Raw genomic sequence first — 13,073 nt, forward strand, 5'->3', positions numbered from 1 at the left:
CGTTCTATTAAGTAATTCATTATCCGCGGGGAGCTGAACGCTAATCGCCATGAGCGCCATTGAATCGGCTTTTTTGAATCCGGCTTACCCTCCGCGGCTCGACTTGGGTCCGCAGCTTACGCACGAGCAGTTGCTCGGCTCGATGCAGTCGACCATGGCGCGCCACAAGGGCGGGCCTGTCTGGTTGTTCGCTTACGGTTCATTGATCTGGCGTCCAGAGTGCACGGCGGTAGAGCGCGTTCGCGGTCGGGTGCATGGTTACCATCGCGGTTTGTACCTGTGGTCTCACGAGCATCGTGGCACACCGGAAATGCCTGGCCTGGTGTTTGGCCTGGATCGTGGCGGCTCTTGCAGCGGTTTTGCTTATCGCTTGCCCGAAGAACAACTTGAAGCTTCGCTTTACGCACTGTGGCAGCGCGAAATGCCGGTCCCCTCCTATCGCCCACACTGGCTCAATTGCCGTCTCGAAGACGGAAACCAGGTTCAGGCATTGGGATTTGTCCTGGAGCGGCACCTGCCCAGCTATGCCGGCAACTTGCCGGATCATGTGCTGAGCCAAGTGTTCGAAAGCGCTTGCGGGCGTTACGGCACCACTCGCGATTACGTCGAGCAGACCGCTCATGCCCTGCGTAGCCACGCCATGCCAGATCGAAATCTGGAGGCGCGGCTCAAACGATGCAAATCAAAATCCGATCAAGCGATCGCTGCTTCGCGGGTCTGACTGGCGGTTTGTTTGTGTCCCAGCGTTGGTGCCAGGAAGGCCATCGCCAGCAAACAAGCAGCGACTAACAGAATGAAACCGCCATCCCAGCCGAAGTAGTCCACGGTGTAACCCATCAGGGCACTGGCCGCGACTGAACCACCCAGATAACCGAACAGGCCGGTAAAGCCAGCCGCTGTGCCGGCGGCTTTCTTCGGCACCAGTTCCAGTGCTTGCAAGCCGACCAGCATCACCGGGCCGTAGATCAGGAAGCCGATCGCGAACAGTGAAATCATGTCGACCATCGGATTGCCCGGCGGATTCAGCCAGTAGACGATTGTCGCGACGGTCACCAATGCCATGAACACCATGCCGGTCAGGCCACGGTTGCCGCGGAAGATCTTGTCCGACATCCAGCCGCACAGCAGCGTGCCGGGAATGCCTGCCCACTCGTACAGGAAGTAAGCCCACGACGTCTTGTCGAAATCGAAGTGCTTGACCTCTTTGAGGTAGGTCGGCGCCCAATCCAGAATGCCGTAGCGCAGCAGGTAGACGAAGACGTTGGCCAGAGCGATGAACCAGAGCATTTTGTTGCGCAGCACGTATTTGACGAAGATGTCCTTGGCGCTGAATTCTTCTTCGTGGCTGGCGTCGTAGCCTTCCGGGTAATCGTTCTTGTACTTCTCAATGGGTGGCAGGCCCGTCGATTGCGGTGTATCGCGCATCACAATGAAGGCAAACACAGCTACCAGCAGTGCCACCGCGGCAGGTACGTAGAACTTGCTGTGCCAGTCGTTGAACCAGCCCATGCCGAGAATCGCCAGCGGGCCGATCAAACCACCTCCAACGTTATGCGCGGTGTTCCACACCGACACCACCTGACCGCGTTCTTTCTGCGACCACCAATGCACCATGGTCCGTCCGCTCGGAGGCCAGCCCATGCCCTGCGCCCAGCCGTTGATGAACAACAGGATGAACATCATGGTCACGCTGGACGTTGCCCAAGGTGCGAAACCGAACACGAACATGACTCCGGCGGAAACCACCAGGCCAAAAGGCAGGAAGTAACGCGGGTTGGAGCGGTCGGACACAATACCCATCAGAAACTTGGATAGACCATAGGCGATCGCAATTGCCGACATGGCCACTCCCAGCTGTCCCTTTGTGTAGCCTTGGGCAATCAGGTCCGGGAACGCCAGGGTGAAGTTCTTGCGCAGCAGGTAGTAACCCGCATACCCAATAAAAATCCCGGCGAAGATCTGCCAGCGAAGGCGTTTGTACGTGTCGTCTATTTTTTCTTCAGGCAAGGGAGCCTGATGTGCGGCAGGGCGAAAGAAAGCAAACATTCAAGAGCTCCAGATTTCTTGTTTTGACTGCGGATGCGAATGTTACAGTTTCGTTACCGAAAATAGCACCGGTTCGTATTAGCCAAAAAGTGGAAATATGGGCAATCGATTGTTCCTTTGTGAACATGTCGTACAGGAATAAGTGAAGGTCGGTGTGGGAAACGTCCTTCGCAGCTCTTGATGACGCATTGCGCTCCGGAGTAGGGCGGGGCTTTGGGAAATGTCCTGCGTTGGAATGGGAAGTTGTGGCGTTCTGTTTCAGGTTAATGAGCCTTAACCTTTTTGCTGGTGCCGGGTCCGGCATTTCAGTGGTGAAGGGGGATGAGATATGCGGTGGTTGGTGTTGGTGCTTTTGTGCGTTGCAACTGTCGGTGTGTGGGCCGGGGAGCTGTTACTGATTCCCGAAAACAATCCGAAGCCGATTTATCCCCGCGAGCTTTTCAGAAAAGGGATTACGGGTGAAGTCAGGGTCAGGTTCACGGTGTATGCCGATGGTTCGGTCAACAAATTGAGCATTTTGCACAGCGACCATCCTGAACTGGCCGAAGCGAGCCGCAAGGCCATCACGCAGTGGCGCTTCAAACCGTGGACGGTCGAAGGTGACAAACCTCCCGAGCAGGAAGTTACTGCCCCAATGGTTTTCAGGCTTGATCACGACGCGCCCATCCACGCCAACCAATGGCTGAAACAGTTGAGATGCCGTGACTTCAACGAAACGTTGGCCGATTTCCCGGAGTACGCGTGGATCGACGCAGCGGTGTTTGATTACACCCGTGCCTACCTGTCGAACGTCTTTAATGCGACGCAGTTGGAGAATGAGCAACGTCTGGCACTCATCGCAAAGCTAAACAAGCGTGTACCCATCATTGTCAGAGAGTGCCGGAACAGTCCGGTGCGCAAGTACATGAGCTTGTTGCCGGAGGATATTCGGAAGCTGCTCTAGTTCAGGCCAATAAAAATGCGGTCTGGGACAATCCAGACCGCATTTTCAGGCTCAGCGAACCTGAACCACTACTTTCCCGACCGCCTTGCGCTGGCCAAGATCATTGATCGCCTGCGCCGCATTGCTCAGCGGATAGACCTGCGACACCAACGGCTTCAACTTGCCCTCGGCAAACCAGCCAAACAACTGCTGGAAGTTCGCTGCGTTGTCCTGAGGCTGGCGTTGGGCAAAAGAACCCCAGAACACACCGACCACGGCCGCGCCTTTGAGCAGCGCGAGGTTGACCGGAAATTCCGGAATGCGTCCACTGGCGAAGCCGACAACCAGCAGGCGGCCGTTCCAGGCGATGGCGCGCACGGCCTGGTCAAACAGGTCGCCGCCGACCGGGTCGTAGATCACGTCGGCGCCTTGGCCGTCGGTCAGGCGTTTGATCTCGTCCTTCAGGCTGGTTTCGCTGTAGTTGATCAGCTCATCGGCGCCGGCAGCCTTGGCCACCGCAAGTTTTTCGGCGCTACTGGCGGCGGCGATCACGCGGGCGCCCATGGCTTTGCCGATTTCCACAGCGGCCAGACCCACACCGCCGGAAGCACCGAGCACCAGCAGGGTTTCGCCAGGTTGCAGATTGGCGCGTTGCTTGAGGGCATGCATCGAGGTGCCGTAGGTCATGCTGAATGCGGCGGCGGTGTTGAAGTCCATCGACGGCGGGATCGGCAGCACGTTGTAGCCTGGCACGGCGACCTGTTCGGCGAAGCTGCCCCAGCCGGTCAGCGCCATGACTCGATCACCGACCTTGAGGTGGCTGACCTTTTCACCCACTGCGCTGACCATGCCAGCCGCTTCACCGCCCGGTGAAAACGGGAAGGGCGGTTTGAACTGGTACTTGCCCTCGATGATCAGCGTGTCCGGGAAATTGACCCCGGCGGCGTGCACGTCCAGCAGGATTTCATTCTTCTTGGCGACAGGGCTGGCGACGTCTTCCAGCACCAGCGATTCGGCAGGGCCGAAGGCTTTGCACAGCACGGCTTTCATCAGGGCTATTCCTTTGGGAGTGATGGCCGATAAGTGTAAGTGTGTGAGTCGATGGGTCAACGAGCATGCCCGACCCTGATAGTCAGCCATAAGCTTGTGCTTGAGCGGCGGGTCGTTATGCTAGGCCGCAAACCGGATAAGGAGCGAATTGTGAAAGCGTGGATCATGTTGTTGCTGACCCTGTCTCTGCCTCTGCCTGTGGCAGCGATGGCAGAAGAAGCCAAAGTGGGTGATGCTTCGAAGGTCAATTACATCACTCTCAGCCCGCCATTCGTGGGCAACTATGGGCTGGACGGATCGCCGAAGCTCAAGGTGTACAAGGCTGATGTGGCCTTGCGCGTGACCGGTGAGGATGCCACTAACGCGGTAAAGGCCAACGAGCCGCTGATCCGCAATCAGCTGGTGGCGTTGTTTGCCCAGCAGACGACCGAGTCGATGAGCAACGTTGAAGCCAAGGAAAAACTGCGGCAGGAAGCGTTGAAGCAGACTCAGCAGGTAATGAACGACGAAACCGGTAAACCGGTGGTTGAGGATTTGTTGTTCAACAACCTCATCATTCAATAAATTTTTCGCTGTCCGGGCGGGCTTCTTCGCGAGCAGGCTCGCACACACTGGATCTGCATTCACTGGAGATCCCCTGTGGGAGCGAGCCTGCTGGCGATAGCATTCTTGCAGTCGCTACAGTCTCAGGACTTCAACGCGATCACCGCTGCCCACTGCTCAGCCGTAACCGGCATCACCGACAATCTAGAACCCTTCTGCACCAACGGCATCTCCGCCAACGCGGTCTGCTGCTTCAAGTAGTCCAGCTTCAACACCCTGGCAAACGTCTCGACATGCGCCACATCGATCGCGCTCCAGGCATTTTTCTCCATCGTGGCCTTGGGGTCGTAGTAATGACTCTCCGGCTCCAGCGCCGTCGGGTCCGGATACGCCGCTTCGACAATTTTTCCAATCCCGGCAATTCCCGGCTCCGGGCAGCTGGAGTGATAGAAGAAAAACTCGTCGCCCACCGCCATGGCGCGCAAAAAGTTACGCGCCTGATAGTTGCGAACCCCGTCCCAGCGCGCTCGGCCAAGTTTCTCCAGGCCTTTGATCGAGAGTTCGTCGGGCTCGGATTTCATCAGCCAATAGGCCATGGATTTTGCTCCTTGCGAGATGGGCGGAGAGGTTGTGAGGCCATTTTATGACAAACCGACAGTCGGTTGACGCCAGCGTTTGCGTGTCAGATCACGTTGTCGCAAAATGCCGGCCTTCTTAGCTTGACGCTGCTGCACGGCCTACACCTATAACGGAACCGCTGCTGTCATCGTGTTGATGTGCCTTTGGGGGGCAATCGATGAAACGCAAACCGGATTTACTATGGATTCTGGTCATTTTGTTCGGCCTCGGCGTCGTAACCACCGGTTATGCCCAAAGTCTGTGGAACAACAAGACTGACGCGCCGATCGAAATCGCCCAGCAACAACAGCCGTCGGCCTTCAAGCGCTAAACCTGTCTTTTGGACGCCGCTGATGTCAGTGGCGTCTAGTCTGCGAAATACCACGCCTTGTCTGTCACCGTTCCTTGCAGCGGCACATCCCAGCTCGCCTGAGCCAATCGTTCGACTTTCTGACATTCATGGGCCAGCCCCAGCAGCGTCGGCTTGCGCCAGGTTTTGCGGCGCGCCAGATAGGCCAGGCTTCGGTCGTAAAAACCGCCGCCCATTCCGAGCCGTCCGCCGACATCGTCAAACCCCACTAATGGCAACAGCACCAGATCCAGCGTCCAAACCTTGCGTTGTCGGGCAAGGTTGGCTCGGGGTTCGAGAATACGAAAACGGTTGGGCTGGAGTTTTTCGCCCGGGCGAATGCGCTGGAACACCATTTTGGTTCGCGGCCAGGCACTGAGCACCGGCAAATAAGTCACCTTGCCCCGCCGTTGAGCGGCGCGCAGCAGGATGCGCGGGTCGATTTCACCGTCGGTCGGCAGGTACAGGGAGATGTGTTTGGCGCGGCGGAACAACGGCTGTTGGGCCAGTTGCTTGTACAGCCCGCGAGCAGCCTGGCGCTGTTGACTGGGGGTCAGTGCGCGGCGGGCCTTGCGTAGCATGCGTCGAAGTTGCGGGCGGGGCAGCAGCGCAGGTTCGGTCATGGATTCAGGCTTCGACAGGACGAATACGTAAAGCGTACCCGTAAAAAAGCCGATGCCGGTCATTAAACCGGCATCGGACTGGAATCAGGCTCCCCGGATGAACCGCTGCTGACTTAGCCCTTGAACCCGAAAGTTCAAGGTGGAAGATGCAGTAGGCTTTAAGGCTTTCCGTCTAGCGGACATGCACACCAGCCCAACGTGCAGCCTCCAGGGTAGTGCGAATCGGCTCAGGGACGTGGTCAACTGGCAAGCACCCCAGGGAGTGATGCGAGTATAACCCAAGCGCTTCGACGAATCAGCCCTTCGTGACGTCCGGATCGGTGGCGAGTACCAGATCGACGCGGTCCAGCAGGTCGCGAACTTGTTCGCGAGTCGAGCCGCTGGCTTGTACGTCCGGCCTTTCTTCCTTGTGCAGCAGGTCATGCGTGATGTTCAGCGCGGCCATGACTGCAATGCGGTCTGCACCGATGACTTTGCCGCTGCTGCGGATTTCGCGCATCTTGCCGTCCAGGTAGCGGGCGGCGCTCACCAGGTTGCTGCGTTCTTCCTGGGGGCAAATGATCGAATATTCTTTGTCGAGGATCTGCACGGTGACGCTATTGCTTGAACTCATGAGTCTTGCTCCAAGGCCTTGAGGCGCGAAATCATCGATTCGACCTTACGCCGGGCGATTTCGTTTTTTTCAATGAGGTGCGCGCGTTCCTCGCGCCAGGTCTTTTCCTGAGCTAGTAAGAGTCCGTTTTGACTCTTTAGTTGCTCGACTCGATTAATCAGCAGTTCGAGTCTGGCCATCAGCGCTTGCAGGTCGGTGTCGTCCATAGTGTCCACATAGAGAGTCTGATGGGTGGTAACTGGCGGACAGCCTTTAATAGTCTTGGCGAGTCTGTCGATGTAGGATACAAGGCCTTCATTCTAGACATAGCGCCGTCTGGCGCCTAGCTGCCCATGACCATTCAGAATTCTCCGTACCAAGCCTTCGCCACCCTGCTGACTTCCAGCGGTCATAACGTCTCGCCTGCCGAACTGCATGGCCTGTTGCTCGGCCGCAGTTGCGCCGGTGCCGGCTTCGATGCCGAAGGCTGGCTGGTCGATGCCGCCGAGCTGCTCGAAAACGAACCGCAGGACAACGTCCGCAACGCCTTGATCGGCCTGCAGGCGATGGTCAAGGGCGAGCTCACCGGTGACGACGTGACCGTTGTTCTGCTGCTGCCGACCGATGACGCGCCGCTGGCCGACCGTGCTATCGCACTGGGCCAATGGTGCCAGGGCTTCCTCAGCGGTTTCGGCTTGAACTGCCGGGACAGCAGCATGCTCAGCTCCGAAGCCACCGAAGTGTTGCAGGACCTGGCAGCCATTTCTCAGGTGCAAGATGCCCTGGAAGAGTCCGAAGACGGCGAAAGCGATTACATGGAAGTCATGGAGTACCTGCGCGTCGCTCCGCTGCTGCTGTTCTCCGAAACCAAAAAAGCGGACGTGCCACCTGCCGCCAAACCGTCTTTGCATTAATCGCGTGCCAGGAAAAGCCATCTGCCCATGATTCATATCCCGAAATCGGAATACAGCCGTCGCCGCAAGGCCTTGATGGCGCAGATGGAACCCAACAGCATCGCGATCTTGCCCGCCGCTGCGGTCGCCATCCGCAACCGCGACGTCGAGCACGTCTATCGTCAGGACAGCGATTTCCAGTACCTCAGCGGTTTCCCCGAGCCACAGGCGGTCATCGTGTTGATGCCGGGGCGTGCCCATGGCGAATACATCCTGTTCTGCCGTGAGCGCAACGCCGAGCGAGAGTTGTGGGACGGTTTGCGCGCCGGCCAGGAAGGCGCAATCCGCGACTTCGGTGCCGACGACGCCTTCCCCATCACTGACATCGACGACATCCTGCCGGGCCTGATCGAAGGGCGCGACCGGGTGTATTCGGCCATGGGCAGTAATCCCGAATTCGATCGGCACCTGATGGACTGGATCAACGTGATCCGCTCCAAAGCGCACCTCGGCGCCCAGCCGCCGAACGAGTTTGTTGCCCTGGATCATCTGCTTCACGACATGCGCCTGTATAAATCGGCGGCAGAAGTGAAGGTGATGCGCGAAGCCGCGCGGATTTCCGCCCGGGCGCACATCCGTGCAATGCAGGCCAGCCGGGCCGGGCTGCACGAGTTCAGCCTCGAAGCCGAGCTCGATTATGAATTTCGCAAGGGCGGCGCCAAGATGCCGGCCTACGGTTCAATCGTCGCCGCGGGGCGCAACAGCTGCATCCTGCATTACCAGCAGAATGACGCGGTGCTCAAGGACGGTGATCTGGTGCTGATCGACGCCGGTTGCGAGATCGATTGCTACGCCAGCGACATCACCCGCACCTGGCCGGTCAACGGCAAGTATTCACCGGAACAGAAAGCGATCTACGAGTTGGTGCTGACCTCGCAAGAAGCCGCCTTCGCCGAAATCGCCCCGAACAAACACTGGAATCAGGCCCACGAAGCCACGGTTAAAGTCATTACTGCCGGGCTGGTTAAGCTGGGTCTGTTGCAGGGCGACATCGACGAACTGATCGCCAGCGAAGCCTATAAAGCGTTTTACATGCACCGCGCCGGCCACTGGCTGGGGATGGATGTGCATGACGTCGGTGAGTACAAGGTCGGCGGCGAATGGCGTGTGCTGGAAGTCGGCATGGCGCTGACGGTGGAACCGGGGATCTACATTTCCCCGGACAACCAGAACGTGGCAAAGAAATGGCGCGGCATTGGCGTGCGCATCGAGGACGACGTGGTAGTGACCAAGACCGGTTGTGAAATTTTGACCAAGGACGTGCCGAAAACGGTCGCCGACATCGAGGCCTTGATGGCGCAAGCGCGGACGCAAGCAGCATGAGCCGGGTCAATCTGGCAATCATCGGTGGCGGCCTGGTCGGTGCCAGTCTCGCGTTGGCGTTGCAGGCCGGGGCCAAGGCGCGCGGCTGGAAGATATCCCTGATCGAGCCATTCGCCCCGGGTGATACCTATCAGCCGAGCTATGACGCCCGCTCTTCGGCGCTGTCCTACGGTGCCAAACAGATTTATCAACGGTTGGGCGTGTGGCAGGAAATCTCCCGCCGTGCCGAGCCGATCAAGCAGATTCATGTGTCCGACCGTGGACGTTTTTCCACCGCCCGGTTATCGGCGATGGAAGAGGGCGTTCCGGCGCTGGGTTATGTGGTTGAAAACGCCTGGCTCGGCCAATGCCTCTGGCAAGGTCTGGACAAGGACGTGGTCACCTGGCGTTGCCCGGCGGAAGTCACGCGCATGGAACCGCTGACCGACGGCTACCGCCTGACCCTCAATGACGAAACCACCCTGGAATGCGACTTGGCGGTGCTTGCTGATGGCGGCCGTTCGGGCCTGCGCGAGCAACTGGGGATCGGCATCAAGAAGCGTCCGTATAACCAGAGCGCGCTGATCGCCAATATCACCCCGAGCGAAGCGCACAACGGCATGGCCTTTGAGCGGTTCACCGACGATGGCCCGATGGCGCTGTTGCCGCTGCCGGAGAACCGCTGCGCGTTGGTCTGGACCCGTCTGGGCATGGACGCGCAGCGGCTGGCCGCACTGGATGAAAAGAACTTCCTCAGCGAATTACAGAGTGTGTTCGGTTATCGCCTCGGCACCCTCAAGCAGGTCGGCGTGCGGCATCTTTACCCGCTGACGCTGATCGAAGCCGAAGAGCAGGTGCGTCCGCATCTGGCGATTCTCGGCAACGCGGCTCACAGCCTGCACCCGATTGCCGGCCAGGGGTTCAACCTGTCGCTGCGCGATGCCCAGGCCTTGGCCGATGCACTGCTGGCCAGCGAGACCGGGCCGGGCGATTTTGCCACGCTGCAGGTTTACCGCGAGCGTCAACGTCTGGATCAGAACCTGACCGTGGGCTTCTCCGATCAAGTCACCCGCTTGTTCGGCAGCACCCAGCCGCTGGTGTCGCTGGGGCGCAACCTCGGCTTGCTCGGTCTCGACCTGTTGCCGCCGGCCAAGCGCTGGTTTGCCCGGCAGGCCATGGGGTTGGGTACGCGTCCCGATGCTTAAGTGGCTAACGAACACTTTCGGCAAAGCGCGGTTGATGCGTTGGTTCATGTCCTTTGCCCCGCCGTACCTGGACGCCGGAGATCGGGTGCGACACATCAGCGAAGACTTTTGGGTCGATATTCATGACGGCGCCGGTACCTTGGTGGCGCGGGTCGAAAAAACCTTTTATGTGCGGCTCAAGCCGCAAGCGAGACAGGCTTAAAGCATGGACATGCGCGCAGATCTGCTGATTGTCGGGGCCGGAATGGTCGGCAGCGCCTTGGCGCTGGCATTGCAGGACAGTGGGCTGGAAGTCCTGTTGCTGGACGGTAGCCCCCTGAGCGTCAAACCCTTCGATGGCCAGGCGCCGTTCGAACCGCGGGTGAGCGCCTTGTCGGCGGCCAGCCAGCGGATTCTCGAACGCATGGGCGTGTGGGACGGTATCGTCAAGCGGCGCAGCAGTCCTTATACCGACATGCACGTCTGGGACGGGAGTGGCACCGGGCAGATCCATTTCTCGGCGACCAGTGTGCATGCCGAGGTGCTTGGGCACATCGTCGAGAACCGTGTGGTTCAAGATGCTTTGCTCGACCGTCTGTATGACTGCGACCTTGGGATGCTGGCCAATGCGCGTGTGGAACAGATGCGCCGCTCGGGCGATGACTGGCTGCTGACTCTGGCAGATGGCCGCACCTTGCGCGCGCCGTTGGTGATTGCGGCGGACGGCGCCAACTCGGCCGTTCGGCGCCTGACCGGCATGGCGACGCGCGAGTGGGACTATATGCACCACGCGATGGTCACCAGCGTGCGCAGTTCCAAACCTCATCAACTGACAGCGTGGCAGCGCTTTACCGACAACGGTCCGTTGGCGTTTTTGCCGCTGGAGCGTGATGGTCAGCAGGATTGGTGTTCGATCGTCTGGTCGACCACGCCGAGTGAAGCCGAACGCCTGATGGCGCTGGACGACGACGGCTTCTGCCGCGAACTGGAACGCGCCTTTGAAGGCCGACTCGGCACCGTGCTCAGCGCCGACCCGCGTCTGTGCGTGCCGCTTCGTCAGCGTCACGCCAAGCGTTATGTGGCCGAAGGCCTGGCTCTGATCGGCGACGCGGCGCACACCATTCACCCGTTGGCCGGGCAGGGTGTGAACCTTGGCTTCCTTGATGCCGCTGTGCTGGCGGAAGTGTTGCTGCAAGCGGCTGAACGTGGCGAACGCTTGGCAGATGTAAAAGTGCTGAGCCGTTACGAGCGTCGGCGCATGCCCCACAATCTGGCGCTGATGGCAGCGATGGAAGGGTTTGAGCGGTTGTTTCAGGCTGATCCGCTGCCCGTGCGCTGGTTGCGGAATGCCGGGTTGAAGATGGTTGAGCAGATGCCTGAGGCCAAGGCATTGTTTGTGCGTGAGGCGTTGGGGCTGACCGGGGATTTGCCGGCACTCGCCAAGGCCTGACATTCTCGTTCCGACGATGAGGCCGGAACCTTCACCACACAACCTAGGTGATGCAACATCTGGTAACTCCTCCACAAATTTGATCGATTGAGATGCTAAATGTGATTCCTTATCATTTGTCCTCACTTTTTCATCGAGAGATCGCTCCCATGTTACCGAAGCGTCTACTGACCGCACTCGCCCTGACCCTGATTGGCAGTACCGCCGCCCAGGCCGCTGACGAGGTGGTGGTTTACTCCTCACGTATCGATGAGCTGATCAAACCGGTCTTCGATACCTACACCGCCAAAACCGGGGTGAAGGTGAAGTTCATCACCGACAAGGAAGCGCCACTGATGCAGCGGATCAAGGCCGAGGGCGAGAACGCCACCGCCGACCTGCTGCTGACAGTCGATGCCGGTAACCTGTGGCAGGCCGAGCAAATGGGCATCTTGCAGCCGTTCACTTCCCCAGTGATCGATGCCAATATTCCGCAGCAATACCGTGCGTCCTCCCATGCCTGGACCGGCCTGAGCCTGCGGGCGAGGACCATCGCTTACTCCCCGGATCGAGTGAAGCAGGGCGAGCTGACCACTTATGAGGCRCTGGCCGACAAAAACTGGGAAGGGCGCCTGTGCCTGCGCACGGCGAAGAAGGTCTACAACCAGTCCCTGACGGCCACCATGATCGAAGTCCACGGCGCCGAAAAAACCGAGGAAATCCTCAAGGGCTGGGTGAGCAACTTGTCCACTGACGTGTTCTCGGATGACGTCGCGGTGCTGGAAGCGATCAATGCGGGTCAGTGCGATGTGGGCATCGTCAACACCTACTACTACGGTCGCCTGCACAAGCAAAAGCCCGACCTGGGCGTGAAGCTTTTCTGGCCAAACCAGGCTGATCGCGGTGTGCACGTCAACTTGTCGGGTATCGGCCTGACCAAACACGCTCCGCACCCGGAAGCGGCCAAGGCGCTGGTGGAATGGATGACCACCCCTGAAGCGCAGAAAATATTCGCCGACGTGAATCAGGAGTTCCCGGCCAACCCGGCAGTAGCGCCTTCGGAAGAAGTCGCGGCCTGGGGCAAATTCATTGCCGACACCTTGCCGGTGGAAGTGGCGGGCAAGCGTCAGGCTGAAGCGATCCGCATGATGGATCGCGCTGGCTGGAACTGACACCACTGTCTTTGTGGCGAGTGACCTACCTGTGGCGAGGGAGCTTGCTCCCGCTGGGCTGCGAAGCAGCCCTAGCGGTGTCAGAAGACTCATGACAGAGTTGATCTGATACCCTCTTGTGGCTGCTTCGCASCCMAGCGGGAGCAAGCTCCCTCGCCACAGGTAGGTCACTCGCCACAAAGACAGTGGTGTCAGTTCCAGCCAGCGCGATCCATCATGCGGATCGCTTCAGCCTGACGCTTGCCCGCCACTTCCACCGGCAAGGTGTCGGCAATGAATTTGCCCCAGGC

The 13,073-nt window shown here is 59.2% G+C and carries 17 protein-coding genes and 1 other RNA gene; 10 read left to right on the forward strand and 8 right to left on the reverse strand.

The window, feature by feature from the left end:
• Positions 1-49: 49 nt before the first annotated feature.
• Positions 50-721 (forward strand): gamma-glutamylcyclotransferase, encoded by a 672-nt coding sequence (locus tag AC1DSG_RS08210; protein WP_477790435.1) that lies wholly within the window; start codon positions 50-52, stop codon positions 719-721.
• Here the strand turns inward: AC1DSG_RS08210 and glpT are convergent.
• Complete coding sequence (gene glpT, locus AC1DSG_RS08215; RefSeq protein WP_223517817.1) at positions 694-2,046, reverse strand: glycerol-3-phosphate transporter; 1,353 nt, start codon at positions 2,044-2,046, stop codon at positions 694-696. The two genes, AC1DSG_RS08210 and glpT, sit on opposite strands and share 28 nt — an antisense overlap.
• A 328-nt stretch (positions 2,047-2,374) precedes the next feature.
• Between glpT and AC1DSG_RS08220 the strand changes: the two genes are divergently transcribed.
• Positions 2,375-2,989, forward strand: a complete 615-nt coding sequence (locus tag AC1DSG_RS08220; RefSeq protein WP_477790436.1) for an energy transducer TonB — start codon at positions 2,375-2,377, stop codon at positions 2,987-2,989.
• Positions 2,990-3,040: 51 nt separating this feature from the next.
• Here AC1DSG_RS08220 and AC1DSG_RS08225 read toward each other — a convergent pair whose 3' ends face one another.
• Positions 3,041-4,018 (reverse strand): NADPH:quinone oxidoreductase family protein, encoded by a 978-nt coding sequence (locus AC1DSG_RS08225; protein ID WP_477790437.1) that lies wholly within the window; start codon positions 4,016-4,018, stop codon positions 3,041-3,043.
• Positions 4,019-4,168: 150 nt separating this feature from the next.
• Between AC1DSG_RS08225 and AC1DSG_RS08230 the strand changes: the two genes are divergently transcribed.
• On the forward strand, positions 4,169-4,582 hold the full coding sequence (locus tag AC1DSG_RS08230; protein ID WP_477790438.1) for a flagellar basal body-associated protein FliL: 414 nt from the start codon (positions 4,169-4,171) through the stop codon (positions 4,580-4,582).
• A 122-nt stretch (positions 4,583-4,704) separates the two neighbouring features.
• On the opposite strand, the gene AC1DSG_RS08235 is transcribed toward AC1DSG_RS08230, so the two are convergent.
• The gene (locus tag AC1DSG_RS08235) at positions 4,705-5,157 is read right to left on the reverse strand and encodes an EVE domain-containing protein (protein WP_477790439.1); all 453 of its coding nucleotides are present in this window, start codon (positions 5,155-5,157) and stop codon (positions 4,705-4,707) included.
• Between the two features lie 200 nt (positions 5,158-5,357).
• Here AC1DSG_RS08235 and AC1DSG_RS08240 point away from each other — a divergent pair, with 200 nt between their 5' ends.
• Positions 5,358-5,510, forward strand: coding sequence for a hypothetical protein (locus AC1DSG_RS08240; protein WP_007942433.1), 153 nt, complete (start codon positions 5,358-5,360; stop codon positions 5,508-5,510).
• A gap of 35 nt (positions 5,511-5,545) precedes the next feature.
• Here AC1DSG_RS08240 and AC1DSG_RS08245 read toward each other — a convergent pair whose 3' ends face one another.
• The 4 genes from AC1DSG_RS08245 to AC1DSG_RS08260 all read right to left on the reverse strand — a co-directional run bounded on the left by AC1DSG_RS08245 (position 5,546) and on the right by AC1DSG_RS08260 (position 6,970).
• Positions 5,546-6,151 carry a 5-formyltetrahydrofolate cyclo-ligase gene (locus tag AC1DSG_RS08245; protein WP_477790440.1) on the reverse strand — a complete coding sequence of 202 codons (606 nt, stop codon included), beginning with the start codon at positions 6,149-6,151 and terminating at the stop codon, positions 5,546-5,548.
• 86 nt (positions 6,152-6,237) lie between these two features.
• Positions 6,238-6,416, reverse strand: a non-coding RNA gene (gene ssrS, locus AC1DSG_RS08250) — 6S RNA.
• Between the two features lie 30 nt (positions 6,417-6,446).
• Positions 6,447-6,764 (reverse strand): cell division protein ZapA, encoded by a 318-nt coding sequence (locus AC1DSG_RS08255; protein WP_007942435.1) that lies wholly within the window; start codon positions 6,762-6,764, stop codon positions 6,447-6,449.
• Positions 6,761-6,970 carry a TIGR02449 family protein gene (locus tag AC1DSG_RS08260; protein ID WP_477790441.1) on the reverse strand — a complete coding sequence of 70 codons (210 nt, stop codon included), beginning with the start codon at positions 6,968-6,970 and terminating at the stop codon, positions 6,761-6,763. Before AC1DSG_RS08260 ends, AC1DSG_RS08255 begins: the two co-directional genes overlap by 4 nt.
• 126 nt (positions 6,971-7,096) lie before the next feature.
• Between AC1DSG_RS08260 and AC1DSG_RS08265 the strand changes: the two genes are divergently transcribed.
• From AC1DSG_RS08265 to AC1DSG_RS08290, 6 genes are all read left to right on the forward strand, one after another.
• On the forward strand, positions 7,097-7,657 hold the full coding sequence (locus tag AC1DSG_RS08265) for a YecA/YgfB family protein (protein ID WP_477790442.1): 561 nt from the start codon (positions 7,097-7,099) through the stop codon (positions 7,655-7,657).
• A gap of 27 nt (positions 7,658-7,684) precedes the next feature.
• Positions 7,685-9,019, forward strand: coding sequence for a Xaa-Pro aminopeptidase (gene pepP / locus AC1DSG_RS08270; RefSeq protein ID WP_477790443.1), 1,335 nt, complete (start codon positions 7,685-7,687; stop codon positions 9,017-9,019).
• Complete coding sequence (ubiH, locus tag AC1DSG_RS08275; protein ID WP_477790444.1) at positions 9,016-10,203, forward strand: 2-octaprenyl-6-methoxyphenyl hydroxylase; 1,188 nt, start codon at positions 9,016-9,018, stop codon at positions 10,201-10,203. Before pepP ends, ubiH begins: the two co-directional genes overlap by 4 nt.
• A complete protein-coding gene (locus tag AC1DSG_RS08280) occupies positions 10,196-10,405 on the forward strand; it encodes a hypothetical protein (protein ID WP_477790445.1) in 210 nt (69 codons plus the stop codon). Before ubiH ends, AC1DSG_RS08280 begins: the two co-directional genes overlap by 8 nt.
• Before the next feature lie 9 nt (positions 10,406-10,414).
• On the forward strand, positions 10,415-11,632 hold the full coding sequence (locus AC1DSG_RS08285; RefSeq protein ID WP_477790447.1) for a 2-octaprenyl-3-methyl-6-methoxy-1,4-benzoquinol hydroxylase: 1,218 nt from the start codon (positions 10,415-10,417) through the stop codon (positions 11,630-11,632).
• 149 nt (positions 11,633-11,781) lie between these two features.
• Positions 11,782-12,783, forward strand: a complete 1,002-nt coding sequence (locus AC1DSG_RS08290) for an extracellular solute-binding protein (protein WP_477790446.1) — start codon at positions 11,782-11,784, stop codon at positions 12,781-12,783.
• Between the two features lie 191 nt (positions 12,784-12,974).
• On the opposite strand, the gene AC1DSG_RS08295 is transcribed toward AC1DSG_RS08290, so the two are convergent.
• Positions 12,975-13,073 (reverse strand): hypothetical protein (locus tag AC1DSG_RS08295; RefSeq protein ID WP_477790448.1); only part of this gene is annotated, 99 nt, incomplete at its 5' end.

It is taken from the genome of Pseudomonas sp. P5_A12, from assembly GCF_056400685.1.